The organism is Pseudomonas shiyinii (assembly GCF_056725765.1).
Map to the genome: position 1 here is coordinate 4014259 of NZ_CM161522.1, position 26540 is coordinate 4040798.

General features: G+C 63.8%; 24 protein-coding genes and 1 pseudogene. 12 read left to right on the top strand and 13 right to left on the bottom strand.

Going from position 1 to position 26540, the window contains the following annotated elements; all coding sequences use genetic code 11:
* Window positions 1–85: 85 nt before the first annotated feature.
* Window positions 86–1339, top strand: coding sequence for a serine hydroxymethyltransferase (glyA, locus tag ACXHGZ_RS18155; RefSeq protein ID WP_084858448.1), 1254 nt, complete (start codon window positions 86–88; stop codon window positions 1337–1339).
* Between the two features lie 43 nt (window positions 1340–1382).
* Here glyA and yjiA read toward each other — a convergent pair whose 3' ends face one another.
* The 3 genes from yjiA to ACXHGZ_RS18170 form a co-directional block, all read right to left on the bottom strand.
* Window positions 1383–2348, bottom strand: coding sequence for a GTPase (gene yjiA / locus ACXHGZ_RS18160; protein ID WP_480460809.1), 966 nt, complete (start codon window positions 2346–2348; stop codon window positions 1383–1385).
* A 133-nt stretch (window positions 2349–2481) separates the two neighbouring features.
* Window positions 2482–2679: a YbdD/YjiX family protein gene (locus ACXHGZ_RS18165; RefSeq protein ID WP_027918412.1), complete on the bottom strand. Its 198-nt coding sequence runs from the start codon at window positions 2677–2679 to the stop codon at window positions 2482–2484.
* A gap of 18 nt (window positions 2680–2697) precedes the next feature.
* On the bottom strand, window positions 2698–4764 hold the full coding sequence (locus ACXHGZ_RS18170) for a carbon starvation CstA family protein (protein WP_084858449.1): 2067 nt from the start codon (window positions 4762–4764) through the stop codon (window positions 2698–2700).
* Window positions 4765–4932: 168 nt separating this feature from the next.
* Between ACXHGZ_RS18170 and ACXHGZ_RS18175 the strand changes: the two genes are divergently transcribed.
* Both ACXHGZ_RS18175 and ACXHGZ_RS18180 read left to right on the top strand, forming a co-directional pair.
* Window positions 4933–5298 carry a PilZ domain-containing protein gene (locus tag ACXHGZ_RS18175; protein WP_084858450.1) on the top strand — a complete coding sequence of 122 codons (366 nt, stop codon included), beginning with the start codon at window positions 4933–4935 and terminating at the stop codon, window positions 5296–5298.
* 261 nt (window positions 5299–5559) lie between these two features.
* On the top strand, window positions 5560–7077 hold the full coding sequence (locus tag ACXHGZ_RS18180; RefSeq protein WP_084858451.1) for a nucleobase:cation symporter-2 family protein: 1518 nt from the start codon (window positions 5560–5562) through the stop codon (window positions 7075–7077).
* A 182-nt stretch (window positions 7078–7259) separates the two neighbouring features.
* Here the strand turns inward: ACXHGZ_RS18180 and radA are convergent, their stop codons facing one another.
* On the bottom strand, window positions 7260–8627 hold the full coding sequence (radA, locus tag ACXHGZ_RS18185; RefSeq protein WP_224456958.1) for a DNA repair protein RadA: 1368 nt from the start codon (window positions 8625–8627) through the stop codon (window positions 7260–7262).
* A gap of 174 nt (window positions 8628–8801) precedes the next feature.
* On the opposite strand from radA, the gene mscL reads away from it, so the two are divergent.
* Window positions 8802–9212 (top strand): large-conductance mechanosensitive channel protein MscL, encoded by a 411-nt coding sequence (gene mscL, locus ACXHGZ_RS18190; RefSeq protein WP_084858453.1) that lies wholly within the window; start codon window positions 8802–8804, stop codon window positions 9210–9212.
* A 95-nt stretch (window positions 9213–9307) separates the two neighbouring features.
* On the opposite strand, the gene ACXHGZ_RS18195 is transcribed toward mscL, so the two are convergent.
* Window positions 9308–10084: a ferredoxin--NADP reductase gene (locus tag ACXHGZ_RS18195; RefSeq protein WP_084858454.1), complete on the bottom strand. Its 777-nt coding sequence runs from the start codon at window positions 10082–10084 to the stop codon at window positions 9308–9310.
* 167 nt (window positions 10085–10251) lie between these two features.
* Here ACXHGZ_RS18195 and ACXHGZ_RS18200 point away from each other — a divergent pair, with 167 nt between their 5' ends.
* Window positions 10252–11376: a methyltransferase gene (locus tag ACXHGZ_RS18200; protein ID WP_480464092.1), complete on the top strand. Its 1125-nt coding sequence runs from the start codon at window positions 10252–10254 to the stop codon at window positions 11374–11376.
* A gap of 117 nt (window positions 11377–11493) precedes the next feature.
* Here ACXHGZ_RS18200 and ACXHGZ_RS18205 read toward each other — a convergent pair whose 3' ends face one another.
* The 3 genes from ACXHGZ_RS18205 to ACXHGZ_RS18215 are packed head-to-tail and all read right to left on the bottom strand — an operon-like array spanning window position 11494 to window position 14094.
* Entirely contained in the window at window positions 11494–11634 is a 141-nt protein-coding gene (locus tag ACXHGZ_RS18205; RefSeq protein WP_480460814.1) for a DUF2474 domain-containing protein, read from the bottom strand.
* Between the two features lie 12 nt (window positions 11635–11646).
* The gene (cydB, locus tag ACXHGZ_RS18210) at window positions 11647–12654 is read right to left on the bottom strand and encodes a cytochrome d ubiquinol oxidase subunit II (protein WP_480460816.1); all 1008 of its coding nucleotides are present in this window, start codon (window positions 12652–12654) and stop codon (window positions 11647–11649) included.
* 3 nt (window positions 12655–12657) lie between these two features.
* Entirely contained in the window at window positions 12658–14094 is a 1437-nt protein-coding gene (locus ACXHGZ_RS18215; protein ID WP_480460819.1) for a cytochrome ubiquinol oxidase subunit I, read from the bottom strand.
* A 342-nt stretch (window positions 14095–14436) separates the two neighbouring features.
* On the opposite strand from ACXHGZ_RS18215, the gene ACXHGZ_RS18220 reads away from it, so the two are divergent.
* From ACXHGZ_RS18220 to ACXHGZ_RS18245, 6 genes and pseudogenes are all read left to right on the top strand, one after another.
* The gene (locus ACXHGZ_RS18220) at window positions 14437–15657 is read left to right on the top strand and encodes an MFS transporter (RefSeq protein WP_480460821.1); all 1221 of its coding nucleotides are present in this window, start codon (window positions 14437–14439) and stop codon (window positions 15655–15657) included.
* A 268-nt stretch (window positions 15658–15925) separates the two neighbouring features.
* A complete protein-coding gene (locus ACXHGZ_RS18225) occupies window positions 15926–17221 on the top strand; it encodes an NCS2 family permease (RefSeq protein ID WP_196143789.1) in 1296 nt (431 codons plus the stop codon).
* Window positions 17218–18303, top strand: coding sequence for a tRNA (uridine(54)-C5)-methyltransferase TrmA (gene trmA / locus ACXHGZ_RS18230; protein WP_480460824.1), 1086 nt, complete (start codon window positions 17218–17220; stop codon window positions 18301–18303). Before ACXHGZ_RS18225 ends, trmA begins: the two co-directional genes overlap by 4 nt.
* Window positions 18304–18428: 125 nt before the next feature.
* Window positions 18429–19319 carry a KPN_02809 family neutral zinc metallopeptidase gene (ypfJ, locus tag ACXHGZ_RS18235; RefSeq protein WP_480460826.1) on the top strand — a complete coding sequence of 297 codons (891 nt, stop codon included), beginning with the start codon at window positions 18429–18431 and terminating at the stop codon, window positions 19317–19319.
* A gap of 406 nt (window positions 19320–19725) precedes the next feature.
* Window positions 19726–20607, top strand: a pseudogene (locus ACXHGZ_RS18240) (methyl-accepting chemotaxis protein); the annotation flags it as partial.
* A 198-nt stretch (window positions 20608–20805) separates the two neighbouring features.
* Entirely contained in the window at window positions 20806–21510 is a 705-nt protein-coding gene (locus ACXHGZ_RS18245) for a methyl-accepting chemotaxis protein (protein WP_480464094.1), read from the top strand.
* A gap of 110 nt (window positions 21511–21620) precedes the next feature.
* Here ACXHGZ_RS18245 and ggt read toward each other — a convergent pair whose 3' ends face one another.
* From ggt to mdaB, 3 genes are all read right to left on the bottom strand, one after another.
* Window positions 21621–23288, bottom strand: a complete 1668-nt coding sequence (gene ggt, locus ACXHGZ_RS18250; RefSeq protein ID WP_480460828.1) for a gamma-glutamyltransferase — start codon at window positions 23286–23288, stop codon at window positions 21621–21623.
* A gap of 118 nt (window positions 23289–23406) precedes the next feature.
* On the bottom strand, window positions 23407–24303 hold the full coding sequence (locus tag ACXHGZ_RS18255) for a LysR family transcriptional regulator (protein WP_480460829.1): 897 nt from the start codon (window positions 24301–24303) through the stop codon (window positions 23407–23409).
* 166 nt (window positions 24304–24469) lie between these two features.
* Complete coding sequence (gene mdaB, locus ACXHGZ_RS18260) at window positions 24470–25057, bottom strand: NADPH:quinone oxidoreductase MdaB (RefSeq protein ID WP_084858465.1); 588 nt, start codon at window positions 25055–25057, stop codon at window positions 24470–24472.
* Window positions 25058–25222: 165 nt separating this feature from the next.
* Between mdaB and ACXHGZ_RS18265 the strand changes: the two genes are divergently transcribed.
* On the top strand, window positions 25223–25537 hold the full coding sequence (locus ACXHGZ_RS18265) for a putative quinol monooxygenase (RefSeq protein ID WP_368830035.1): 315 nt from the start codon (window positions 25223–25225) through the stop codon (window positions 25535–25537).
* Window positions 25538–25705: 168 nt separating this feature from the next.
* On the opposite strand, the gene ACXHGZ_RS18270 is transcribed toward ACXHGZ_RS18265, so the two are convergent.
* Both ACXHGZ_RS18270 and ACXHGZ_RS18275 read right to left on the bottom strand, forming a co-directional pair.
* Complete coding sequence (locus ACXHGZ_RS18270) at window positions 25706–25918, bottom strand: DUF3077 domain-containing protein (protein WP_480464095.1); 213 nt, start codon at window positions 25916–25918, stop codon at window positions 25706–25708.
* A gap of 185 nt (window positions 25919–26103) precedes the next feature.
* Window positions 26104–26511, bottom strand: a complete 408-nt coding sequence (locus tag ACXHGZ_RS18275; protein WP_368830037.1) for a type II toxin-antitoxin system HicB family antitoxin — start codon at window positions 26509–26511, stop codon at window positions 26104–26106.
* Between the last annotated feature and the right edge of the window lie 29 nt (window positions 26512–26540).

A 26540-nucleotide genomic window follows, 5' to 3' on the forward strand; every position in this document is an offset into this window, starting at 1 on the left:
CGCAACTTGATGCCACTTCATATGCCAGGCGCCGATCAATCGGTTAGAATGCCCCCCCAATTCAGCCCGATCCTTGAGGACCGCCATGTTCAGCCGTGATTTGACCATTGCCAAGTACGACGCCGAGCTCTTCGAAGCCATGCAGCAAGAAGCTCTGCGCCAGGAAGAGCACATCGAGCTGATCGCTTCTGAAAACTACACCAGCCCCGCGGTCATGGAAGCCCAGGGCTCGGTACTGACCAACAAGTACGCCGAAGGCTACCCAGGCAAGCGCTACTACGGTGGTTGCGAGTACGTCGATGTCGTCGAGCAACTGGCCATCGACCGCGCCAAGCAACTGTTCGGCGCCGACTACGCCAACGTCCAGCCGCACGCCGGCTCCCAGGCCAACGCTGCGGTCTACCTGGCCCTGCTGTCGGCTGGCGATACCATCCTGGGCATGAGCCTGGCCCATGGCGGCCACCTGACCCACGGCGCCAGCGTCAGCTCCTCGGGCAAGCTGTACAACGCCATCCAGTACGGCATCGATGCCAACGGCCTGATCGACTACGACGAAGTCGAGCGCCTGGCGGTCGAGCACAAGCCGAAGATGATCGTCGCCGGCTTCTCGGCCTACTCCCAGGTACTGGACTTCGCCCGCTTCCGCGCCATCGCCGACAAGGTCGGTGCCTACCTGTTCGTCGACATGGCCCACGTGGCCGGCCTGGTCGCCGCTGGCGTCTACCCGAACCCGGTGCCGTTCGCCGACGTGGTCACCACCACCACCCACAAGACCCTGCGCGGCCCACGTGGCGGCCTGATCCTCGCTCGCAAGAACGAAGAGATCGAGAAGAAGCTCAACGCAGCCGTCTTCCCGGGCGCCCAGGGCGGCCCGCTGGAGCACGTCATCGCTGCCAAGGCCATCTGCTTCAAGGAAGCCCTGCAGCCTGAGTTCAAGGCCTACCAGCAGCAAGTGGTGAAGAACGCCCAGGCCATGGCCAGCGTGTTCATCGAGCGTGGCTTCGACGTCGTATCCGGCGGCACCCAGAACCACCTGTTCCTGCTGTCGCTGATCAAGCAGGACATCTCCGGCAAAGACGCCGACGCCGCCCTGGGCAAAGCGTTCATCACCGTCAACAAGAACTCGGTACCGAACGACCCACGCTCCCCGTTCGTCACCTCGGGCCTGCGTTTCGGCACCCCGGCCGTGACCACCCGTGGCTTCAAGGAAGCCGAGTGCCGTGAACTGGCTGGCTGGATCTGCGACATCCTGGCTGACCTGAACAACGAAGCGGTGATCGATGCCGTTCGCGAGAAGGTCAAGGCGATCTGCAAGAAGCTGCCGGTGTACGGCAACTGATTGACCATTGGGGCCGCTTTGCGGCCCCAATCGTTTTCAAACCTTAACCCAGCGCCTCGAACCCCGCCCGGATCTTCTCTTCCGGCAATTCGTCGGCAATGAACACCATCACGCTCTCGCGCGCTTCCCCTTCCCCCCACTCGGCATCCCAGTCGAAGCCATACAACTTGAGCACGCCCTGGAACACCAGGCGGCGATCCTCACCGGCGATGTTCAGCACGCCTTTGTAGCGCAGCAACTGTTTGCCATGATTTTCCAGCAACTCGTTCATGAAGTCGCTGAGCCGGTCGATGTCCAGTGGGGTATCGGTGCGCAGCACCAACGTCGAGATGCGGTCCGTGTGCTTGAGCAGTGGGCGCAGGGCCGGCTTGAGGTTGGCGCCCAGGTCGGTGTTGAGGTTGAAGCCACGCACATCGAGCAATTCGGCCAGCTCGATGCGGCCATGCTCGACCACGCGGATAGCAGCGCGGCCATTGATACGCGCCAAACGCGCCTGCAAGGCCTCGACCGTTGCGGGCTCGACCAGGTCGGTCTTGCTCAGCAGCAGGCGGTCGGCGAAACCCACCTGGGCCTGGGCGATGGCCTGGGCGAGGTGCACGTCGGCATGGGCGGCGTCCACCAGGGTGATGATGCCGTCGAGGAGGTAGCGTTCACGCAGGTCTTCGTCGATGAAGAAGGTTTGCGCCACAGGCGCAGGGTCGGCCAGGCCCGTGCATTCGATCACTAGGCGGTCGAAGGCGATCTCGCCGGCATCCAGGCGCTCGAGCAGCAGGTACAGGGCCTTGGTCAGGTCGGTGTGGATGGTGCAGCACACGCAGCCGTTGGCAAGGGTCATGACCTGCACCGGCTCGTCACCCAGCAGCTGACTGTCGATACCGGCTTCGCTGAACTCGTTTTCGATCACGGCAATCTTCAGGCCGTGCTCGGCCTTGAGCATGTGCTTGAGCAATGTGGTCTTGCCGGCACCGAGAAAGCCTGTGAGTACGGTTACGGGAATAGGCGTCTGCACGCGGTACATCTCCTGTGCGGAAAAAAACAATGGCCCCATCGCCGGCAAGCCGGCTCCCACAGGCGCCGCATATAGCATTCCTGTGGGAGCCGGCTTGCCGGCGATGAGGCCGGGACAGCTCAGTGCTTCGAGTTCAACAACACTTGGGCCCGGACTTGCCACCGTAACGCGCTTCCTGGCGTTCCCGGAAGAACGCCTCGTAGCTCATCACCGGCTTGTCCGGATGCTTGGCCTGCATGTGCTCGACATAGTTGTCGTAGTCGGGCATGCCGACCATCAGCCGGGCGGCCTGCCCCAAGTACTTACCCAGTCGCCCCAGGTCGTTGAACATTACGGCTTTCCTCTTGTGTCACGCGTCAGGCAGCGCCTGGAACGGGGTTTCCTTGTCGCTGCGCTCCTTGCGCCCCAGGGCGGCGATGCCGACCTTGATGGCGAAGAACAGCACGCTGAACACCACCAACAGGAACAGCACGGTCAGGCCCGCGTTGGTGTACGCGTTGTAGATCACGTGTTGCATCTGGTCGATGTTCTTGGCCGGTGCCAGCACCTGGCCTGCGTCCAGGGCCACGCTGTACTTGTTGGCCAGGGCCAGGAAGCCCACGGCCGGGTTCGGGTCGAACAGCTTGATCAGGCCCGCGGCGGTGGTGCAGATCAGCAGCCAGACAGCCGGCAGCAAGGTGACCCAGACGTACTGCTGGCGCTTCATCTTGATCAGCACCACGGTGCCGAGCATCAGGGCGATACCGGCCAGCATCTGGTTGGAGATACCGAACAGCGGCCACAGGGTATTGATGCCGCCCAGTGGGTCGATCACACCTTGGTACAGCAGGTAGCCCCACAGCGCCACGCAACCGGCGGTGCCGATCAGGTTGGCGCCCCACGAGTCGGTACGCTTGAGCGCCGGGACGAAGCTGCCCAGCAGATCCTGCAGCATGAAGCGACCGGCACGGGTACCGGCGTCCACCGCGGTGAGGATGAACAGCGCTTCGAACAGGATCGCGAAGTGGTACCAGAACGCCATGGTGTTCTCACCCGGCAGCACCTGGTGAAGGATCTGTGCGATCCCCACCGCCAGGGTCGGTGCGCCACCGGCACGGGCCAGCACAGTGTGCTCGCCGATGTCGCGGGCGGTCGCCTCGAGCTGTTCGGGGGTGATCATGAAGCCCCAACTGCTGACGGTCTGGGCCACCGACGCAACATCGGCGCCGACCACCGCGGCCGGGCTGTTCATGGCGAAGTACACGCCCGGCTCGATGACCGAGGCAGCGACCATGGCCATGATGGCGACGAACGACTCCATCAGCATGCCGCCGTAGCCGATGTAGCGGGCGTTGACCTCGTTGTCCAGCAGCTTGGGCGTGGTCCCCGAGGAGATCAGCGCGTGGAAGCCGGACACCGCGCCACAGGCGATGGTGATGAACAGGAACGGGAACAGGGTGCCCTTCCACACCGGGCCGGTACCGTCGGTGAACTGGGTCAGGGCCGGCATCTTCAGCTCAGGTGCGATGATCAGGATACCGATGGCCAAGCCCACGATGGTGCCGATCTTGAGGAAGGTCGACAGGTAGTCACGCGGCGCCAGTACCAGCCATACCGGCAGGACAGCGGCGACGAAACCATAGCCCACCAGCATCCAGGTGATCTGCACGCCGGTGAAGGTGAACGCCGGGCCCCAGGTCGGATCTGCCGCCACCTGGCCCCCCAGCCAGATCGACAGCAGCAGCAGGACCACGCCGATGACCGAGATCTCGCCGATGCGGCCCGGGCGGATGTAGCGCATGTAGACGCCCATGAACATCGCGATCGGGATGGTTGCCATCACCGTGAACATGCCCCATGGGCTCTCGGCCAGTGCCTTGACCACGATCAGCGCCAGCACCGCGAGGATGATGATCATGATCAGGAAGCAGCCGAACAGGGCGATGGTGCCCGGGATACGGCCCATCTCCTCGCGGACCATGTCCCCCAGGGACCGGCCGTTGCGACGGGTGGAGAGGAACAGGACCATGAAGTCCTGCACCGCACCGGCCAGGACCACGCCGGCGATGAGCCAGAGCGTGCCGGGCAGGTAGCCCATCTGCGCCGCGAGCACCGGGCCCACCAGGGGGCCGGCGCCGGCAATGGCGGCGAAGTGATGGCCGAACAGAATGTGTTTGTTGGTCGGGACGTAGTCCAGGCCATCGTTGTTGAGTACCGCCGGGGTGGCCCGACGAGGATCGAGCTGCATCACCTTGGTGGCGATGAACAGGCTGTAGTAGCGATAGGCGACCAGGTAGAGGGCCACTGCCGCGACCACGATCCACAAGGCGTTGATCGCCTCGCCGCGACGCAGGGCGACCACGCCCAGCGCACAGGCGCCTATGACTGCCAGCGCCAGCCACGGAATGTGGCGTAGCAGGCTATTATTGTTGTTCATGGTTTGCTTCCAGCTGGTGGATTGGAAAAGACCGCCCATCGAGTCTAGGGCCACTCATCGCGCATTGCCATACTTGCTTTGGTCTAGAGCCTTCGCGGCCTGATTGCGGTACCTGAACGACACACACCATCAACTATAGTCAGGAAGTACCCTCAGGAGGGCCGCCCCATGAGCGAACATGATGAACGCCGCCGTTTCCTGCGCATCGACTTCGATGCGCCCACCGAGCTGCGCCAAGGCCTCAAGCGATGGCCGGTCAAGCTCCTGGACCTGTCGCTCAAGGGCCTGCTGATCGAGCGCCCCTCCCCATGGGACGCCGACCTCACCCAGGATTTCGATGCCATCGTCCACCTCGACACGGACACCCAAGTGCGCATGCAAGTGGAGCTGCGCCACGAAGAACCTACGCGGCTGGGCTTCGTCTGCCTCTACATCGATATCGATTCGATGAGCCATTTGCACCGTCTTGTTGAGCTGAACGTGGCCGACAGCACTGAAATGATGCGTGAACTGCGCGAACTCATCGAATATTGATATCTCTTAGCTTGCTAACGTTCTAACCCCCAAGTGTTTCCTGTCTACCCAGACAGCTTTCTGCGCTGGGTATAGTGGGTTGTACACACCCCTCTAGTACCGCCTTTGCCACCTTGGAACGCATTCTGCATTCACTTGAACCGCGCCCGGCGGTTACCCCGGTTGGTGCTCCGATCAAAATCTTGTATACAATTCCTGTAGTATTTGTTTGTAGGAATTGTCTACAGTAGCGGCACAACAATAAACAAGTGAGCCTGCTCCATGACTACGTCCCCTAGCACGTCTCCCACCAAGCGTCCCGAAGATGAAAATCTCGGGCTTGGTGCCAACTTGGCTTATGGTCTGCAACATGTATTGACCATGTATGGGGGCATCGTCGCCGTACCCCTGATCCTGGGTCAGGCTGCCGGCCTGGCCCCGGCCGAAATCGGCATTCTGATCGCCGCCTCGTTGTTCGCCGGTGGCCTGGCAACCTTGCTGCAGACTCTGGGCCTGCCGTTCTTCGGTTGCCAGCTGCCGCTGGTTCAAGGGGTTTCGTTCGCAGGCGTGGCGACCATGGGCGCGATCCTCAGCAGCCAGGATGGCGGTGGCCTGCCAGGCGTACTCGGTGCGGTCATGGCGGCCTCGCTCATCGGCTTCCTGATCACTCCGGTGTTCTCGCGCATCACCAAGTTCTTCCCGCCGCTGGTGACCGGTATCGTCATCACCACCATCGGCCTGACGCTCATGCCGGTCGCCGCGCGCTGGGTCATGGGCGGCAACAGCGCATCGCCGGAGTTCGGCAGCGTGGCCAACATCGGCCTGGCGGCGCTGACCTTCGCCATCGTGCTGCTGCTGAGCAAATTGGGCAGTGCGACCATCTCGCGCCTGTCGATCCTCCTGGCCATGGTGATCGGGACCCTGATCGCCTGGGCCCTGGGCATGACCGACTTCAGCAAGGTCACCGAAGGCCCGGTCTTCGCCTTCCCCACCCCCTTCCACTTCGGCATGCCGACCTTCCACATCGCCGCAATCCTGTCGATGTGCATCGTGATCATGGTGACCCTGGTGGAAACCTCGGCGGACATCCTCGCCGTAGGTGAGATCATCGACACCAAGGTCGACTCCAAGCGCCTGGGCAACGGCCTGCGCGCCGATATGGCTTCGAGCATCCTGGCACCGATCTTCGGCTCCTTCACCCAAAGCGCCTTCGCCCAGAACGTGGGGCTGGTGGCCGTGACCGGCGTGAAAAGCCGCTACGTGGTGGCCACAGGCGGCGTGATCCTGGTGGTGCTGGGCCTGCTGCCGATCATGGGCCGGGTGATTGCCGCGGTACCGACCCCGGTACTGGGTGGTGCGGGCATCGTATTGTTCGGCACCGTGGCGGCCAGTGGCATCCGCACCCTGGCGACGGTCAACTACAAGAACAACGTCAACCTGATCATCGTCGCCGCCTCCCTGGGCTTCGGCATGATCCCGATCGCCGCACCGACCTTCTACCACCACTTCCCGAGCTGGTTCGAAACCATCTTCCACTCGGGCATCAGCTCCGCGGCGATCATGGCGATCCTGCTGAACTTGATCTTCAACCACTTCAAGACCGGCAACTCGGACCAGCAATCGGTGTTCGCCGCCGGCTACGAGCGCACCATCCAGTATTCGGACATCTCGTGCCTGCGCGATGGTGACTACTTCAAGGATGGCAAGCTGTTCGATGCCGATGGCAACGAGGTACCGGTGATGGAACTCGACGAGCACGGCAACGAAGCGCCCCGGCGCAAGGCGCTAGCCGAGCACTGATCGCCCGCAGGGGTGATCGAGGGGAGCCGATGCGCATCGTCGGCTCCCCTTTTTCTTTATAAATGGGGGCGCTTTGCGCCCCTTTCGCGGCACAAGGCCGCTCCTACAGGCAATCGCGATCACCTGCAGGAGCGGCCTTGTGCCGCGAAAGGGCTGCAAGGCAGCCCCAGCAACGGCGCGTCCTATTCGAACAATGCATCCAACGCCTGCTCCAGACGCGTCACGGCAATGACCTGCAACCCCGCCGGCGCCTCCTTAGGTGCGTTGCCCTTGGGCACGATGGCCCGTTTGAAGCCATGCTTGGCGGCTTCCTTCAGGCGCTCCTGGCCACTGGGTACCGGGCGCACCTCGCCCGACAGGCCGATCTCACCGAACACCAGCAGCCCATGGGCCAGCGGGCGATTGCGCAGGCTGGACATCACTGCGGCCAGCAAGGCCAGGTCCGAAGCGGTCTCCAGCACCTTCACCCCACCCACCACGTTGAGGAACACGTCCTGGTCATGGGTGGGAATACCACCATGACGGTGCAGGACCGCCAGCAACATGGCCAGGCGGTTCTGGTCCAGGCCCAGGGTCACGCGCCGGGGGTTGGCCAGGTGGCTGTCGTCCACCAGCGCCTGCACTTCCACCAGCATCGGCCGGGTGCCCTCCCAGGTGGCCATGACCACGCTACCGGGGACTTCTTCCTGGGTGCGGTTGAGGAAGATCGCCGACGGGTTGGATACCTCCTTCAAGCCTCGGTCGGTCATGCCGAACACGCCCAGCTCGTTGACCGCGCCAAAGCGGTTCTTCACCGCACGCAACAAGCGCAGGCGCCCATCCGATTCCCCTTCGAAGTACAGCACCGTATCGACCATGTGCTCGAGCACGCGCGGGCCGGCCAGCGAACCTTCCTTGGTCACATGGCCGACCAGGAAGATCGCCGTGCCGCTCTGCTTGGCATAGCGCACCAGCAAGGCCGTGCTCTCGCGCACCTGGGCCACGCCGCCGGGGGCCGACTGCAGTTGTTCGGTGAAGATGGTCTGGATCGAGTCGATGACCATGACCCGCGGTTTTTCCTGGCGTGCGGTGGCGATGATCGACTCGATGCAGGTCTCGGTCATGACCTTGAGCTGGTCCTGGGGCAGGCCCAGGCGGCGTGAGCGCATGGCCACCTGCTGCTGGGACTCCTCACCGGTGACATAGAGAGCCGGCATCCGCGTGGCGATGTTGCACAGCGTCTGCAGCAAGATGGTCGACTTGCCGATACCCGGGTCACCACCGATCAGCACCACCGATCCGTCCACCAGCCCGCCGCCGAGCACACGGTCCAGCTCAGCGCTGCTGGTGGTGAAGCGCGGGATCTCCTCGACACTGACCTCGGCCAAGGTCTTGATCTGTGCCTGCTGCCCGGCCCAACCGGTGCGCCCGGCAGGAGCCGCGGCACCGCCGCTTTCGATCATGGTCTCGACCAGGGTGTTCCAGGCCCCGCATTCGCCACATTGGCCGGCCCATTTGGGGAAGGTCGCGCCGCACTCGGTGCAGCCATACAAGCGCTTGGCCTTGGCCATGGGCTCAGTCTCCTGGAAAAATCGCCATGATAGCCGAGCCGGACGTGTCTCGAACGCGTCTTGAGACGACAAAACTATTCGCACTAAACGTAGTCTGTAGCCGCACCGCAACGCATGAAGCGAATTGCTGGCTTAAACTGCGAATACCTCTCCATTTGTTACAAGGAATAAACCATGGGAATGCTCAGTGAATTCAAGGCCTTCGCGGTCAAGGGAAATGTCGTCGACATGGCAGTCGGTATCATCATCGGCGCGGCCTTCGGCAAGATCGTATCGTCCTTCGTGGGCGACGTGATCATGCCTCCGCTGGGCTTGTTGATCGGTGGTGTGGACTTCAGCGACCTGGCGATCACGCTCAAGGCAGCCGAGGGTGATGTGCCAGCGGTGGTGCTGGCCTATGGCAAGTTCATCCAGACCGTGATCGACTTCTTGATCGTGGCATTCGCCATCTTCATGGGTGTGAAGGCGATCAACCGCCTCAAACGCGAGGAAGCCGTGGCCCCGAGCGCCCCGCCCGTACCGAGCGCCGAGGAAACCCTGCTGACCGAGATTCGCGACCTGCTCAAGGCGCAGAACCGGCAGTAAGCGATACCTTCATCGCGGGACAAGCCCGCTCCCACAGAAGCCCCTATGTGCCTCATGTGGGAGCGGGCGTGTCCCGCGATGAATTCAGCACCGCGTTACCAGTAGTTCTCCACCGCCACCTGCCCCGGCCGCTTGCTCAGGCTCAATTGCAGGTCGCGCGCCTTCAGCACCTTGCGTGTGTCGTCGATCATGTCCGGGTTGCCGCACAGCATGATCCGCGAATGCTCCGGCGACAGCGCCAGCCCCGCCGCCCTTTCCAGCTCGCCGTTTTCGATCAACGTGGTGATCCGCGCGTTCAATGCCCCCGGGTGCTGCTCGCGAGTGACCACCGGGATGAACTGCAGCTTGCCCGCGAACTCCGCCAGGTAGTCGCGCTGCTCGAGCCCTGCGATCAGGTCCAGGTAGGCCAGCTCCTTCGCTTCGCGCACCGAGTACACCAGCTTGATGTTGTCGAACCGCTCCCAGGCCTCGAAGTCTTGCAGGATCGACATGAACGGCGCGATGCCGGTACCGGTGGCCAGCAGCCACAGGTCGCGGCCACCGACGAAGCGGTCAAGGGTCAGGTAACCGAAGGCCTGGCGGTCGATCAGCAGGCTGTCGCCCTCGCCCAGGCGGCTCAGCTCGCTGGTGAACTCACCGCCCGGCACGACGATGGAGAAGAAGTCGAGGAACTCGTCATGGGGGGCACTGACCATCGAATAGGCCCGCCATACCACGCTGCCATCGGCCTTGGTCACGCCCAGCCGGGCAAACTGCCCGGCGCGAAAGCGAAACCCTGCGTCGCGGGTGACACGCAAGGTGAACAGGCTGGGGGTCAACGGCTGGACGTCGAGCAGGGTCTGGCGGGTGAACTTGTCGGCGCTGGCGGTCATGACGGACTCCATCGTGCAGGTGCGCCCAGTGTCGCGCAAAGCGTCAGGGATGAACACCGACGGTTTGTAGGGCCTCGTCGTACAAGTCGGCGGTAAAGCCCTGTAGAATCGCGCCCCTGAAGCTCGTCGTGGTCCGCGCCGAGCAGATCCGCACCGAGCCCTACGCCATGCCCCTGCTGACCAGCCCCTTCGCCGAACTTGACCTGATCCGCCAGCCGGACCAGGCCAACGATCCCCTGCAAGCCTTCGACGCAGCCGACGAGTACCTGCTGGCGCACCTGGCCAGCCAGGCGCCTGCCGCCGATTGCCGGGTGCTGGTGCTCAACGACAGCTTCGGTGCCCTGGCCGCCAGCCTGGTCGGCCACGTAGCGGTGACCAGCAGCGGCGACTCGCACCTGGGCCACCTGGCGCTGCAAAAGAACCTCGTACGCAACGGCAAGCCGTTCGACGCCGTACCCTTCGTGCCGGCCAGCGAGGCCTGGCAGGGGGCGTTCGACCGTGTGCTGGTACGCGTGCCAAAGACCTTGGCCCTGCTCGAGGAGCAACTGATCCGTCTGCAAGGCCACCTGGCCCCAGGCGCCCAAGTGATCGCCGGCGCCATGATCAAGCACCTGCCCCGCGCCGCAGGCGATCTGATGGAGAAGTACATCGGCCCGGTGCAGGCTTCGCTGGCGCAGAAGAAGGCGCGCCTGCTCACCGCGACCGTCGCCGAACGTCCTGCCGCGCGCTCGCCCTACCCCAGCCGCTATCGCCTGGACACGCCGCCCCTGGAACTGGTCAACCATGCCAACGTGTTCTGCCGCGAAGGGCTGGACATCGGCACCCGTGCCTTCCTGCCCCACCTGCCCCGCGACCTGGGCCAGGCACGTGTGGCCGACCTTGGCTGCGGCAATGGCGTGCTGGCGATCGCCAGCGCCCTGGCCAACCCCGATGCGCACTACACCCTGGTGGACGAGTCGTACATGGCGGTGCAGTCGGCCCAGGAGAACTGGCGCGCCGCGCTCGGGGATCGAGACGTGGAGATCCACCCTGCCGATGGTCTGGCCGGGCAGGAAAAACAGTCGCTGGACGTGGTGCTCTGCAACCCGCCGTTCCACCAGCAGCAGGTGGTCGGGGATTTCCTTGCCTGGCGCATGTTCCAGCAGGCCCGCGAAGCACTGGTGGTAGGTGGGGCGCTTTATATCGTAGGCAACCGCCACCTGGGCTATCACAGCAAGCTGGGGCGGTTGTTCCGGGGGGTGGAGCAGGTGGCGGCGACACCGAAGTTCGTGATCCTCAAGGCCCGCAAATAGCCTGAGCCCGCAAAGGCCAATCGCCGGCAAGCCGGCTCCCACCTGTCCTGCGCTGTTCTCAGAGACACCGCCAGACCTGTAGGAGCCGGCTTGCCGGCGATTGGGCCAGCGATGACTTCAGTGGGTACTCAACCCCGCCGCACTCATGAACATCCGCATCAGCCAGGCCACGATGCCCAGTGCTGCCACACTCCCCGCCCAGATCAGCACCAGCCAGCCCAGGCGCTGCCAGAACGGCTTCTTCTCTTCAACCATCATCACCGGGCCTCCCTAGTGATAGCCGTGCTCATGGGTGACCTTGCCACGGAACACGTAGTAGCTCCAGAAGGTGTACCCGAGGATGAACGGCAGGATGAACAACGTCCCCACCAGCATGAAGCCCTGGCTCTGCGGTGGTGCCGCAGCGTCCCAGATGGAGATCGATGGCGGGATGATGTTCGGCCACAGGCTGATCCCGAGGCCGCTGTAGCCCAGGAAGATCAATACCAGCGTCAGCAGGAACGGCGTGTAGTGTGCATTGCGTGCCACCGCCCGCAGCAACCCGTAGAAGGTCACCAACACCAGGATCGGCACCGGCATGAACCAGATCAGGTTCGGCATGCTGAACCAACGGTCGGCGATCTGCGGGTAGGCCAGCGGCGTCCACAGGCTGACAATGCCGATGACCGCCAACAGCACCAGCGCCAGGGGCTTGCCCAGGTCGTGCATCTGCTGTTGCAACGGCCCTTCGGTCTTCATGATCAGCCAGGTGCAGCCCAGCAGGGTGTAGGCGACGATCAGGCCCACGCCGGAGAACAGGCTGAAGGGCGTCAGCCAGTCCAGGGTGCCGCCGGCATAGTGCCGGTCCACCACCTTGAAGCCCTCGATGAAGGCACCCAGGGCCACGCCCTGGAAGAAGGTCGCCACCAGCGAGCCCCAGATGAACGCCTTGTCCCAGATATGGCGCTTCTCGGCCGTGGCCTTGAAGCGGAACTCGAAGGCCACGCCGCGGAAGATCAGCCCCACCAGCATCAGGATCAACGGCAGGTACAACGCCTCGAGGACCACCGAATAGGCCATCGGGAAGGCGCCGAACAGCCCGGCCCCGCCCAGCACCAGCCAGGTCTCGTTGCCGTCCCACACGGGGGCGACAGTGTTCATCATCACATCACGGTCACGCTCGCCCTTGACGAAGGGGAAGAGCATGCCGATGCCCAAGTCGAAGCCGTCCATCACCACGTACATCATGACGCCGAAGATGATGATCACGGCCCAGATCAACGGAAGGTCGATACCCATGGCTCAGTTCCCCTTGCTCAAGCTGGCAGAGTCGGCCTCATGGCCTTCATCGGCGGCGGACAACGGCCGCGCCGGCGTACGTTTCTGGCCAGGGCCACCAGGGTTGTGCTCGTCGCCCTCGCCGGTCTTCGGCCCCTTGCGCACCAGGCGCATCATGTAGCCAAGGCCCGTACCGAACAGGGCGAAGTAGACCACCACGAAAATCACCAAGGTCAGGCCGAGCTGGCCGTAGCTGTGGTTGGACACACCATCGGCGGTGCGCATCAGGCCATAGACCACCCACGGCTGGCGCCCGATCTCGGTGGTGAACCAGCCGGCCAGCAGGGCGATCAAGCCCGAAGGGCCCATCCATAGCACGAAGTGCAAGAACGGCCGCGAACTGTACAAGGTGCCGCGCTTGCGCAGCCACAGGCTCCAGAAACCGGCGGCGATCATCAGCAGGCCCAGGCCGACCATGACCCGGAACGACCAGAACACGATGGTCGAGTTGGGGCGATCCTCTGGCGGGAACTCCTTCATCGCCGGTACCTGCTTGTCCAGGCTGTGGGTGAGGATCAGGCTGCCCAGCGCCGGGATTTCGATCTTGAAGCGGGTGGTCTCGGCTTCCATGTCGGGGAGGCCGAACAGGATCAACGGGGTCGCTTCACCGGGCTTGTTCTCCCAGTGCCCTTCGATGGCCGCGATCTTCACCGGCTGGTGCTTGAGGGTGTTCAGGCCATGGAAGTCGCCGATCACCGCCTGGATCGGCGCCACGATCAGGGCCATCCACATCGCCATGGACAGCATCTTGCGCACCGCCGGGTTATCACGTCCGCGCAGCAGGTGCCAGGCCGCAGAAGCACCGACGAAGAAGGCCGTGGACACGAACGCGGCGGTGGCCATGTGCATCAGGCGGAAGGGGAAGGACGGGTTGAAGATCACCGCCAGCCAGTCCACCGGTACCACCCGGCCATCGATGATCTCGTGGCCCTGGGGGGTCTGCATCCAGCTGTTCGACGCCAGGATCCAGAAGGTCGAGACCAGGGTGCCGAGCGCCACCATGACCGTGGCGAAGAAATGCAGCCCTCGGCCCACGCGGTTCCAGCCGAACAGCATCACGCCCAGGAAACCGGCTTCGAGGAAGAAGGCGGTGAGGACTTCATACGTCAGCAAGGGGCCGGTGATCGCGCCGGCGAAGTCGGAAAAGCGGCTCCAGTTGGTGCCGAACTGGTAGGCCATGACCAGGCCCGAGACCACGCCCATGCCGAAGTTGACGGCGAAGATCTTCGACCAGAAGTGGTAGAGGTCACGGTAGACGTTGTTGTGCGTCCTCAGCCAGAGGCCTTCGAGGACTGCCAGGTAGCTCGCCAGGCCAATGGTGATGGCCGGGAACAGGATGTGAAAGGACACGGTAAACGCAAACTGGATTCGGGCGAGCTCCAAGGCCTCTAAACCGAACATAGTGCTTCCTCTTCAGGTAATCCAGCGTCCGGGCTCGTGGCCCTGACGCCCACTGCCCCCACGGTTATCGAGTGCGGCGTTATGGAATTGTTCTGTTCGATCGCAGGGATTGCGGCCAACGGCCGGATCGTTGCATCTGGAACGATTGACCCAGGTCAACGAATGTTGGGAAGCATAGACCCGAATGGCCAGGCGAGCCGTGTGGTTGATTGCCGCGTGACCAGTTGTCCCACCGCCTTGCAGGGCGCGGTGAAAAGTGTCGAACCCGGCAAACAGCAACCATTTGTTACAAACAGGTGATACCCTGCAACCCCTCTACCGCGCCGAAGTCAAGGCTTACCGATGTCCGATTCCGCTGTGCAGCTGCTGCGTCACCACCGCCCTTTCCTGGCCTTCTGGCTGGCCCGGGTGTTCACCGCCAGTGGCTTCCAGATGCTCACGGTAGCCATCGGCTGGCACCTCTACCAGCTGACCGGCAACGTGCTGGACCTGGGCCTGGTGGGGCTCGTGGAATTCGCCCCGCGCGTGCTGTTCATGTTGCACACCGGCCATGTCGCCGACCGCTATGACCGGCGCCGCGTCGCCGCCTTGTGCCAGAGCCTGCAAGCGCTGATCGCCCTGGCCCTGGCAGTGGGCAGCGCCACCGATAACGTCAGCCGCGAGCTGATCTTCGCCCTCGCCTTCCTGCTCGGTGCCACACGGTCCTTCGAAATGCCGGCCACCCAGGCGCTGCTGCCCAACGTGGTGCCGACCGGGTTGTTCCCGCGGGCAGTGGCGGCCTCGGCCTCGGCTACCCAGGCGGCGACCATCGTCGCTCCGGCGGTGGGCGGCTTGCTCTATGCCTTCGGCAGTATCTGGGTGTATGGCCCGACCGTGGCGCTGTACGTGATCGCGTGTCTGCTCACCCTGAGCCTCGATGCCCGCCAGCAGGTGGCCCAGCGCGGGCGCGCCAGCCTGGAGTCGTTGCTGGCCGGGATCCGCTTCATCCGCAGCCGCCCGGACATCTTCGGAGCGATATCCCTGGACTTGTTCGCTGTACTGCTGGGCGGTGCCACTGCGTTGCTACCGGTATTCGCCAAGGACATCCTGCTCACCGGCGCCTGGGGCCTGGGGCTGTTGCGCTCGGCACCGGCGGTGGGCGCGCTGCTGATGTCGCTATGGCTGGCGCGTTTCCCGGTGGAACGCAAGGTTGGCCTGACCATGTTCACCGCCGTCGGCGTGTTCGGCATGGCGACCATCGCCTTCGGCCTGTCCACTTCGTTCTGGTTCTCGTTGGCGGTGCTGGTGGTGCTAGGTGCGGCGGACATGATCAGCATGGTCATCCGCGGTGCCTTCGTGCAGCTGGAGACGCCGGACGAGATGCGTGGTCGGGTCAGCGCGGTGAACGGCTTGTTCATCGGCGCCTCCAACCAGTTGGGCGAGTTCGAATCGGGGTTGACGGCGCACTGGTTCGGCACGGTGCCGGCGGTGGTGCTGGGGGGCGTGGGTACGCTGGTGGTGACCGGGGCGTGGATGAGGTTGTTCCCGACCCTGGCCCAGCGCGACCGGCTGCACGGCGGCTGACCATACCGACGCAATCGCGGGGCAAGCCCACAGGTCTACCGCTGTCTTGAAGACGGCGTTGTACCTGTGTGGGCTTGTCCCGCGATTGGGCCCGCACAGACAACCGCATATCCCGCCCTGTCCCGTAGCCATAGGCCCTCGCCATCCATGCTGGTATGATGCGCGGCTTTTTTCCGCCCCGCAGAAAACCACGGCAACCGGTACGGTCTGTGCTTTGCTGATTGGGGTCGATACATTCACGGCGCCGGGGGCGCCTTGGGGAGCGGGCATGCTGGACAGGCTGTTTCAACTAAGAGCACACAACACCAACGTGCGCACCGAGATTCTCGCGGGCGTCACCACCTTCCTGGCCATGGCCTACATCCTGTTCGTCAACCCGAGCATCCTCGGCGAGACTGGCATGGACAAAGGCGCGATCTTCGTCGCCACCTGCCTGGCCGCGGCCATCGGCTCGGTGACCATGGGCGTGATCGCCAACTACCCGATCGCCCTGGCGCCGGGCATGGGCCTGAACGCCTTCTTCACCTACACCGTGGTGCTGCACATGGGCCACACCTGGCAGGTGGCCCTGGGCGCGGTCTTCCTTTCGGCAGTGCTGTTCTTCCTGTTGTCGATCTTCCGTATCCGCGAATGGATCGTGAACAGCATCCCCCTGCCGCTGCGCTCGGCCATCGCTGCGGGTATCGGCCTGTTCCTGGCACTGATCGCCCTGCATAACGCCGGCATCGTCGTCGACAACCCGGCCACCCTGGTGGGCCTGGGCGACCTCAAGCAACCGGCACCGATCCTCGCCACCCTGGGCTTCTTCCTGATCGTGGCCCTGGAAGCGATGAAGGTTCGTGGCGCCGTGCTGATCGGTATCCTCGCCGTGACCCTGGCGTCGATCCTGATGGGCGTCACGCCGTTCGCCGGGGTGGTGTCGATGCCACCTTCGCTGGCCCCGACCTTCCTGCAACTGGACATCGCCGGCGCCCTGGACGTAGGCCTGATCAGCGTGATCTTCGCCTTCCTGTTCGTCGACCTGTTCGACAATTCCGGCACCCTGATCGGCGTAGCCAAGCGCGCCGGCCTGATGGGCAAGGACGGCCACATGCCGAAGATGGGCCGTGCCCTGATCGCCGACAGCACCGCAGCCATGGCCGGTTCGCTGCTGGGCACGTCCACCACCACCAGCTACATCGAATCCGCCGCAGGCGTAAGCGCCGGCGGCCGCACAGGCCTGACCGCCATCGTGGTGGCGATCCTGTTCCTGCTGGCGCTGTTCTTCGCCCCATTGGCCGGTAGCGTGCCGGCCTTCGCCACCGCCCCGGCGCTGCTGTTCGTCGCGGTGCTGATGGCCTCGGGCCTGGCGGAAATAAACTGGGACGACGTCACCGAGGCCGCGCCGGTGGTCGTCACCGCGCTGGCCATGCCGCTGACCTATTCGATCGCCAACGGTATCGCCTTCGGCTTCATCACCTGGACCGCCATCAAGCTGATTTCCGGCCGCCGCGGCGACCTGAACCCGGCGCTGGTGATCCTTTCCATCCTGTTCGTCATCAAGCTGGGCTGGTTCAACGCATGAGTGCTGTCTTCGACCTTTCCGCCTACACCCCGCAGCTCGAAGCCAAGGTCGAGCGCCTGCGCGAATTGCTGGCGCCCTTCGGCGCGCCAGAGCCGGCGGTGTTCGACTCGCCCCGCGAGCACTATCGCCTGCGCGCCGAATTCCGCCTGTGGCGTGAGGATGGGCAGCGCCACTACGCGATGTTCGCCCCGGGCGAGAAGCACAAGGCGATCCTGATCGACGACTTCCCCATTGCCAGCCAGCGCATCAACGCGCTGATGCCCCGCCTGAAGGCCGCCTGGCAGGCCAGCGAAGCACTGAGCAACCGCCTCTTCCAGGTAGAGTTCCTCACCACCCTGGCCGGCGATGCCATGGTCACCCTGTGCTACCACCGCCCGCTGGACGACGCCTGGGAAGCGGCCGCACGCCAGCTGGCCGCCGACCTGGGCGTGAGCCTGATCGGCCGCTCCAAGGGCAAGCGCCTGGTGATCGGCCGTGACTATGCAGTGGAGAAGCTCGACGTCGCAGGCCGCGTGTTCAGCTACCGCCAACCCGAGGGCGCGTTCACCCAGCCCAACGGTGCGGTGAACCAGAAGATGCTGACCTGGGCTTTCGATGCCATCGGCCAGCGCGACGATGACCTGCTGGAGCTGTACTGCGGCAACGGCAATTTCACCCTGCCCCTGGCCACCCGGGTACGCCAAGTGCTGGCGACCGAAATCAGCAAGACCTCGGTCAATGCCGCGCTGAGCAACCTCGACGAGAACGACGTGAGCAACGTGCGCCTGGTGCGCCTGTCGGCCGAAGAGCTGACCCAGGCGCTGAACGAAGTGCGCCCGTTCCGCCGCCTGGAAGGGATCGACCTGAAAAGCTACGACTTCGGCACGGTGTTCGTCGACCCGCCACGTGCCGGGATGGACCCGGACACTTGCGAGCTGACCCGCAGGTTCGAGCGGATCCTGTACATTTCCTGCAACCCCGAGACGCTGGCGGCGAACATCGCCCAGTTGCACGACACCCATCGCATCGAGCGGTGCGCGTTGTTCGACCAGTTCCCGTATACCCACCACATGGAAAGCGGCGTGCTGCTGGTTCGGCGTTGAACTTGGCCCCTGTTGGAGCGGCCTCGTGCCGCGAAAGGGCCGCAAAGCGGCCCCAAGCCGCCTGACAGTTGCCGCGTCACTGGCTACTCTTGCTCCTCACGTTACAAGCCCTCGGAGAACAGTACATGGAATGGCGAAAAGGCCGACGTAGCGACAATGTGGTCGATGCCCGAGGCGGCGGTGGTGGCCCTGGCGGCATGCGCTTCGGTGGTGGCAAGGGCCTGGGGCTCGGCGCCATCCTGCTGATCGTCGGCATCGGCTGGATCACCGGGCAAGACCCGTTGCAGATCCTCGGCCAGCTCACCGGGCAGATGGAGCAACAACAGCAACAGGCGCCAACCAGCGCGGGCAGCAAGGCCCCGCCCGCCAACGACGAACAGGCCGAATTCGTCGCCTCGATCCTCGGCGATACCGAGGACACCTGGAAGGCCTTGTTCGCCCAGGGCGGCAAGCAGTACCGCGACCCCAAGCTGGTGCTGTTCAGCGGCCAGGTGAACTCCGCCTGCGGCTTCGCCTCCTCGGCGGTCGGCCCCTTCTACTGCCCGGCCGACCAACGGGTATACCTGGACATGACCTTCTTCCGCGAAATGGAAACCCGCTTCGCCGCCGCCGGCGACTTCGCCCAGGCCTATGTGATCGCTCACGAGATCGGCCACCACGTGCAAACCCTGCTCGGCGTCTCGGCCAAGGTCGACGCCGCACGGCGCAGCGGCCAGCGCATGGAAGGCGACAACGGCCTGCTGGTGCGCCAGGAGCTGCAGGCCGACTGCCTGGCGGGCGTATGGGCCTACCAGGCGCAGAAGCGCCTGAACTGGCTGGAGCCGGGCGACGTGGAAGAAGCCCTCAACGCCGCCAACGCCATCGGCGACGACCGTCTGCAGCAGCAGGGCCAGGGCCGCGTCGTGCCGGACTCCTTCACCCACGGCACCTCCCAACAGCGCGTGCGCTGGTTCAAGGCCGGGTTCTCCAGTGGCGATGTGAACCGCTGCGATACCTTCGGCGCGCGTAGTTTGTGAAATGGGGCCGCTTTGCGGCCCGTTCGCGGCACAAGGCCGCTCCAGTTTCGCGGTGCCTGTAGGAGCGGCCTTGTGCCGCGAACGGGCTGCAAAGCAGCCCCCGCCCTCTCCAAAACGCAAACGTTTTCAGCAGGTTACAAATCCGCTGAAAAAGCGTTTCAGCTTCGTCCCCAGCTGCCGATAACCCGCACAGGAATCAGCGGGCCCCGATAACAACAATGCCCAGCGATTGGAGATCAAGCGAGCGAAATCAATTTCTGGAGAGCGTGCCATGAACGGCTGGTTTGCCAATATCAGCGTCAACCTCAAACTCGGCCTGGGCTTCGGCCTGGTCCTGCTTCTGACCGGCCTTCTGGCCCTGACCGGCTGGACCAGCCTGGGCAGCCTGATCGACCGCAGCAACTGGATGAGCGACATCACCAAGCTCAACAGTGACCTGACCAACCTGCGCGTGGCGCGCCTGCAGTACATGCTGACCAACGGCGACGACACCTCGGCGGCCAATGTGCTGGCCAAGCTCGATGCCTTCGGCGCCCAGCAGCAGCACCTGGTCAATACCTTCAAGAGCCCGGAAAACCTCAAGCTGTTGCGTGAACAGGGCCAGACCATCAGCGAGTACCGCGTCTCGCTGGACAAGATGCGCAAGGGCTACAACGCCAGCCTCGCCGCCCGCGACGCCATGGGCAAGGCGGCCGCCCTGGCCAACGAGCCGATCGAGGCGATCAGCCGCGACGTGCTCGCCAGCACCGATGCCGACAGCACCCGTCTGGCCCAGTACCAACTGATCAGCAAGGCCAAGCAGACCCTGGCCCAGGTGCGCCTGGACGTGCGTAGCTATATTGCCGACCAGAGCGCCGACGCCGAGCAGGCCGCCTTGCGTAAACTCGATAGCGCCCTGGCGGAAATCGACGGCCTCAAGCGTGAATTGCCCAACGATGTGACCCGCGTGCAGCAGTTCGAGAACGGCCTGCAAGCCTACCGCGCCGCCGTTTCCCAGTTCCGTGAGGCGCTGGCCCAGATCGCCGTGGCCCGCGCGGAAATGACCGTGCAAGGCGCCGACATCGTCAAGCGCAGCGACCAGCTGTACCAGATCCAGCTCGACCGTCGCGACCAGGAAAGCCTCCAGGCTCGCAGCCTGCAAACCATCGCCACGCTCCTGGCCTTGCTGGTCGGCGTGCTGGCCGCCGTGCTCATCACCCGCCAGATCACCCGCCCGCTGCGCGAAACCCTGGATGCTGTGGAAAAGATCGCCAGCGGCGACCTCACCCAGGACCTGCGTATCACCCGTCGCGACGAGCTGGGTGTGCTGCAGCAGGGCATTGCCCGCATGGGCGCCACCCTGCGTGAATTGATTACCGGTATTCGCGACGGCGTCACCCAGATCGCCAGCGCCGCCGAACAGCTCTCGGCCGTCACCGAACAGACCAGTGCCGGCGCCAACAGCCAGAAGGTCGAGACCGACCAGGTGGCCACCGCCATGCATGAAATGGCCGCTACCGTGCAGGAGGTGGCGCGCAATGCCGAGCAGGCTTCCCACGCCGCGACCGGTGCCGATGACGAAGCCCGTGCCGGTGACCGTGTGGTCGGCGAAGCCATCAGCCAGATCGAACGCCTGGCCGAGGAAGTGCACCGCTCCACCGAGGCCATGAGCCTGCTGCAGCAGGAAAGCCAGAAGATCGGCAGCGTCATGGACGTGATCAAGTCGGTGGCCGAGCAGACCAACCTGCTGGCGCTCAACGCCGCCATCGAAGCCGCCCGTGCCGGTGAGGCCGGGCGTGGCTTCGCCGTGGTCGCCGACGAGGTCCGCGGCCTGGCGCAGCGCACCCAGCAGTCCACCGAAGAGATCGAAGGCCTGGTGGCCAGCCTGCAGAACGGCACCCAGCAGGTGGCCGACGTCATGAACGGCAGCCGCAGCCTGACCGACAGCAGCGTCGAGCTGGCACGCAAGGCCGGCGCCTCGCTGGACAACATCACCCGCACGGTGTCGAACATCCAGTCGATGAACCAGCAAATCGCCGCGGCAGCCGAAGAGCAGAGCGCGGTGGCCGAGGAAATCAGCCGCAGCATCCTGAACGTGCGGGATGTGTCGGAGCAGACAGCGACGGCCAGCGACGAGACGGCAGCGTCCAGCGTGGAGCTGGCGCGGTTGGGTGGGCACCTGCAGATGCTGGTGAGCAAGTTCCGTGTCTGAGTGGTTGGGGCTGCTTTGCAGCCCTTTCGCGGCACAAGGCCGCTCCTACAGGCACAGCGCTGCCTATGTAGGAGCGGCCTTGTGCCGCGAAAGGCGGCCCCGCTACCTGATTACTTGACGATCATCCCCACACCTCGCCCACGCGGGTCAGAGGCGGTTTCCAGCTGCTCCCCGGTCACCCGGATCGCCTGGATATCGCCCATCTCCCACCCCTGGTCCTCCAGCACATAGCCCATCTGCTTCAGCTCATCGGCCACCTTGCCGGTCAGCGGCGCATAGCTGTCGTAGTAGATGGTGTCCTTGGGCAGCAACTGGTGGTGCACCCGCTGCGCTGCCACCGCCTTCTCCAGCGGCATGCGGTAGTCGTACAGGTTGTTCATCACCTGGAAGATCGACGTAAAGATGCGCGAACCGCCCGGTGTGCCGAGCACCAGCGCCACTTTGCCGTCACGGGTCACCAGGCTCGGGCTCATGGACGAGAGCATGCGCTTGCCCGGCTCGATGGCATTGGCATCGCCGCCCACTACGCCAAAGGCGTTGGCTGCGCCTGGCTTGGCGCTGAAGTCGTCCATCTCGTCGTTGAGCAGGAAGCCCGCGCCCTTGACCACCACGCCGCTGCCGTAGTCCAGGTTGAGGGTATAGGTGTTGCTCACCGCATTGCCCTGCTTGTCGACGATGGAAAAGTGCGTGGTCTGGTGCGGCTCCAGGCCCGGCTTTACATCTTCGGTCTTGGAGATGGTACTCGGGTTCACCTGGGCAGCGCGCTTGGCGAGGTAGTCCTGGGCGACAAGCTTGTCGACCGGCACCTGGGTGAAGGCGGGGTCACCGAGGTAATCGGCGCGGTCGGCGAACACCCGCTTCTCGATTTCGGACAGCAGGTGAATGTACTTGGCCGAGTTGTGTTCCACCCCCTTGAAGTCTGCCGCGCGCGCTTCCTTGATGCCCAGCAGCTGGGCCAGGGCCACGCCGCCGGAGCTCGGCGGCGGTGCGGTGTAGACCATGTTGCCGCGCCAGCTGATCGCCATCGGCTCGCGCCACACGGCCTTGTAGTCCTTCAGGTCGGCCTTGGTGATCAGGCCCTTGTCGGCCTGCATCTGCGCCACCAGCAGGTCGGCGGTCTTGCCCTGGTAGAACTCGCTCACGCCCTTGTCGGCAATGCGCTCCAGGGTCTGGGCCAGCTCGGGCTGCTTGAACAGCTCGCCCACCTTCATGGTGCCGAAGTAGTCGTTGAAGTTGGTGGCCGTCTTGAACAGGCCCTGGGCATCATTGCGGTACTGGTATTGCTTTTCGGCCACCTTGAAACCGTTTTTCGCATACCCGATGGCCGGGGTCAGCAGCTCGCTCCAGGGCAGCTTGCCGAACTTCTGGTGCGCTTCCCACAGGCCCATCACCGTGCCAGGTACACCGGCCGCACGCACGCCGACCAGGCTGAGGTTCTCGATCACCTCGCCTTTTCCGTCCAGGTACATGTTGCGGGTGGCGGCCTTCGGCGCCACTTCGCGGTAGTCGAGGAAGTACGGCTTGCCGTCGACGAACAAGGTCATGAAGCCACCGCCGCCGATGTTGCCAGCTTCTGGGTAGGTCACCGCCAGGGTGAAAGCCGTGGCTACGGCGGCATCCACCGCGTTGCCGCCCTTCTTGAGGATATCGGCGGCCACCTGTGCGCCATATTGATCAGGCGCAGCAACGGCTCCCCCCTCAAGGGACACCGCAAAAGCAGACGAACAGCTCAGAATCGCGGCCCCGAGGGCCATGGACTGGAACATGACAATACGCATGCGCACTTCCTTGGTGTTGTTTTTGTTGATCAGTCATTAAGGCCGAAGCGCTTCGACTAAGCAAACACCGTAGGAAACCAGCGCCGCCTATGCACAGGTCTTGTCGTATTCAGGCAACTCAGTAGGCATACATCGCCAGCTTCTGCTGGATGAAATCCAGGAAACACTGGATGCGCAGCGCCAGCTTTGTATTGCGGTAGTACACCGCATGGATCGGCTGGCGATAGCCGTTGTTGAACTCGCCCAGCACCACCTGCAGGCGGCCGGTACGGATGTCCTCATGGCTCATGAAGTGCGACAGGCTGACGATGCCCTCGCCGGCCAGCGCCAGCTGGCGCAGGGTCTCGCCGCTGGAGGCGATCAGGCTGGGGCGGATCTGCCAATGGTCGCCCTGGGCATGGCGCAACGGCCAGCGGTTGAGCGACTCAGGCTGGCTGAAGCCGAGCAGGCAATGGTCCTTCAGCTCTTCGACCGTTTGCGGCGTGCCGTGGCGTGCCAGGTAGTCGGGGCTGGCCAGCACCTGGATCGGGCTACAGCCGAGTGAACGCGCATGCAGGCTGGAGTCGGCCAGGTCGCCGATGCGGATGGCCACGTCGGTGCTCTGTTCCAGCAGGTCGATGATCAGGTCGTCGGTGTTCAGTTCCAGCTCGATGCCAGGGTACTGGCGGCGGAACTCGCCGATCCACGGCAGGATGGCGTGCAGCATGAAGGGCGCTGCGGCATTGATGCGCAGGCGCCCGGAAGGCGTCTGGTTGTGCATGGACAGGTGCTCTTCCATGTCGTCCATCTGCTCGAGGATGCGCCGCGAGCGCTCCAGGAAGAAACGCCCTTCCTCGGTCAGGTCCATGCGCCGGGTAGTGCGGTTGACCAACGTGGTGCCGAGCTTGGTTTCCAGCCGCGACAACGTACGGCTGACCGCCGAGGGGGTCTGGCCGATCTGTTCGGCAGCGGCGGAGATCGAGCCGCAATCGATGACGGCGACGAATACCTGGAGTTCTTCGGATCGGGTTTTCACGCGGTAGGCCTTGAGTGGAAGTAGCCCTGATAGATAGCGGGTGAAACGGATCGGTGCAAGAGGCCGCTGCGCGGCCCAATCGCAGGGCCAGCCTGCTCCCACAGGCTAGCGGTGAGCGCAGAACAGTGGGAGCCGGCTTGCCGGCGATGGGGCTAGGGCAACATCATCAAGCCTTGCCGAACACCCGGTCCAGGTGCGCTTCGTAGGCCGCCAGCGCCGCCGGTACATCCGGGCGCTTCATCACGTCCACGGCCAGGAAGGTCGGCAGGCCGGTCATACCCAGGAACTGGTTGGCCTTGTGGAACGGGAAGTACACCGCATCCACACCCTTACCCTCGAAGAAGTCGCTCGGGTCGTCGAAAGCCTGCTGTGGGGCATTCCAAGTCAGCGAGAGCATGTACTGCTTGCCCTGGATCAAGCCGCCACTGCCGTATTTCTGCGAGGCGTCGGAGCGGGTACGGCCGTCATTGGCGTACAGGCTGCCGTGGCCGGCGGTGAAGACCTCGTCGATGTATTGCTTCACAGTCCAGGGCGCGCCCATCCACCAGCCGGGCATCTGCCAGATCACCACGTCGGCCCAGAGGAATTTCTCGACTTCTTCCTGGGCGTCGTAGCCACCATCGATGAAGGTCTGCTTCACATCGAAACCTGCGCGATCCAGGTGGGCCAAGGCAGCTTCATGCAAGGTCTCGTTCAGGCGACCGTCGGAGTGGGCGAAGCGTTTGCCGCCGTTGAGCAGGAGAATCTTTTTCATGGGTGGGCCTCGTGAGCAGGTCGAATGGATGGCGGCAGATTAGGCAGGCGAGGGCCAGAGAAAAAGCGGCTCGATGGCAAAATACATTTGCGCCGAGGACACGAATGAAAAACATATTGTTGCTTTAGAATGCGCTCATCTTCCCTGCCTTCGAGGCCCATGCACATGACAGAGCAATACGCCTTCATCCTCAAAGCCAAGACCCGCCCGGAAAAGGCTGAAGCCTTCGAGCAGTTGTTCCGGGCCTATGTCGAGCCCAGCCGCCAGGAGCCGGGCTGCATCGAATACCACATGCTGCGCGACAAGGAAGACCCAAGCCTGTTCGTGTTCTACGAGGTATGGGCCAGCAAGGCCGACCTGGACGTGCATTCGGCCCTGCCGCACATGCGTGAGTTCTTCGAGCAGCGCATGGAGTACCTGGAGCGGGATTTCGATATCCAGATGATCGAGATGCTCAGCCCGTCCTCCGCCCGACATTGACCAACAAGCAGCCTCCTACCACTGGGAACGACTGCGGTCCTCCGGCGCCTGGTCTATCGCAATCGCGGGCAAGCCCGCTCCCACAAGTTCCGCGCCGCTCTCAAGGGCCGCGGAGAACCTGTGGGAGCGGGCTTGCCCGCGATTGCGGTAGATCAGGCAACAGCAGGCTCAGGACCTGTTCGCCTCAAGCCCTTCCGCTGCATCATCCATCAACGCCTTGGCCATGCCGCTGAGGTAATGGGCCGCCCACATCAGGTTGCTGCCCCCCTGCTCCGCCAGGGCTGACTCAAGCGTCAGGCACCCGGCGCACCCGAAGGTGCCCCGTACACAGCCACCATGACGCGAAGCGATTTCGCACTGAGGTGAGCACTTGAGCCTGATATTGAATGGGCTGCTAAACCCGGTCGCTGAATGGGCAACGACCCGGCGAGACTAGAGGGGGAACAATACCCATCGCAATGGCAGAAGTGCGGCGAGAGTATGTTTCGCAAACGGACTACGCAAAGAGGGAAAATCCGATGTTTCTGGGGCTACTCCCTATGGGAGTTGCAAAGCAGCCTATTTCACTAATGCGCCGCGGCCAATTCACGCAAAGCGGCCGAGGCCAGGAAGCCGGAGCGAGAAGCATAGCGATGATCACGTTTCACTTTCTCATCAATGCGTTGCAACAGGTTCTCTGGCAGCGTGGCGTTGAAACGCACCGCCTTCCCCAGATAGGGCGTCACATCAAAATCCACGACCGCCCATATTCCTCCGGCGTAATCGGGATTCACGACATGAACATCGACTTCTTGCGCTTGTGGCAACGTCTCGCCATCCGCCACCAGCCCTTCGAAATGCAACGTCAGAGCCTCCTGAACATTCTCCAGCGCTTGAGCGACGCTAGCACCGGCGGAGAAACAGCCAGGTACATCAGGCACGATGACGCCGTAGTCCGAATCAACGTCTTTGTGCAATACGACTGGGAACTTCATCGACTATCTCCATAAAGGTTCGAGGTGGT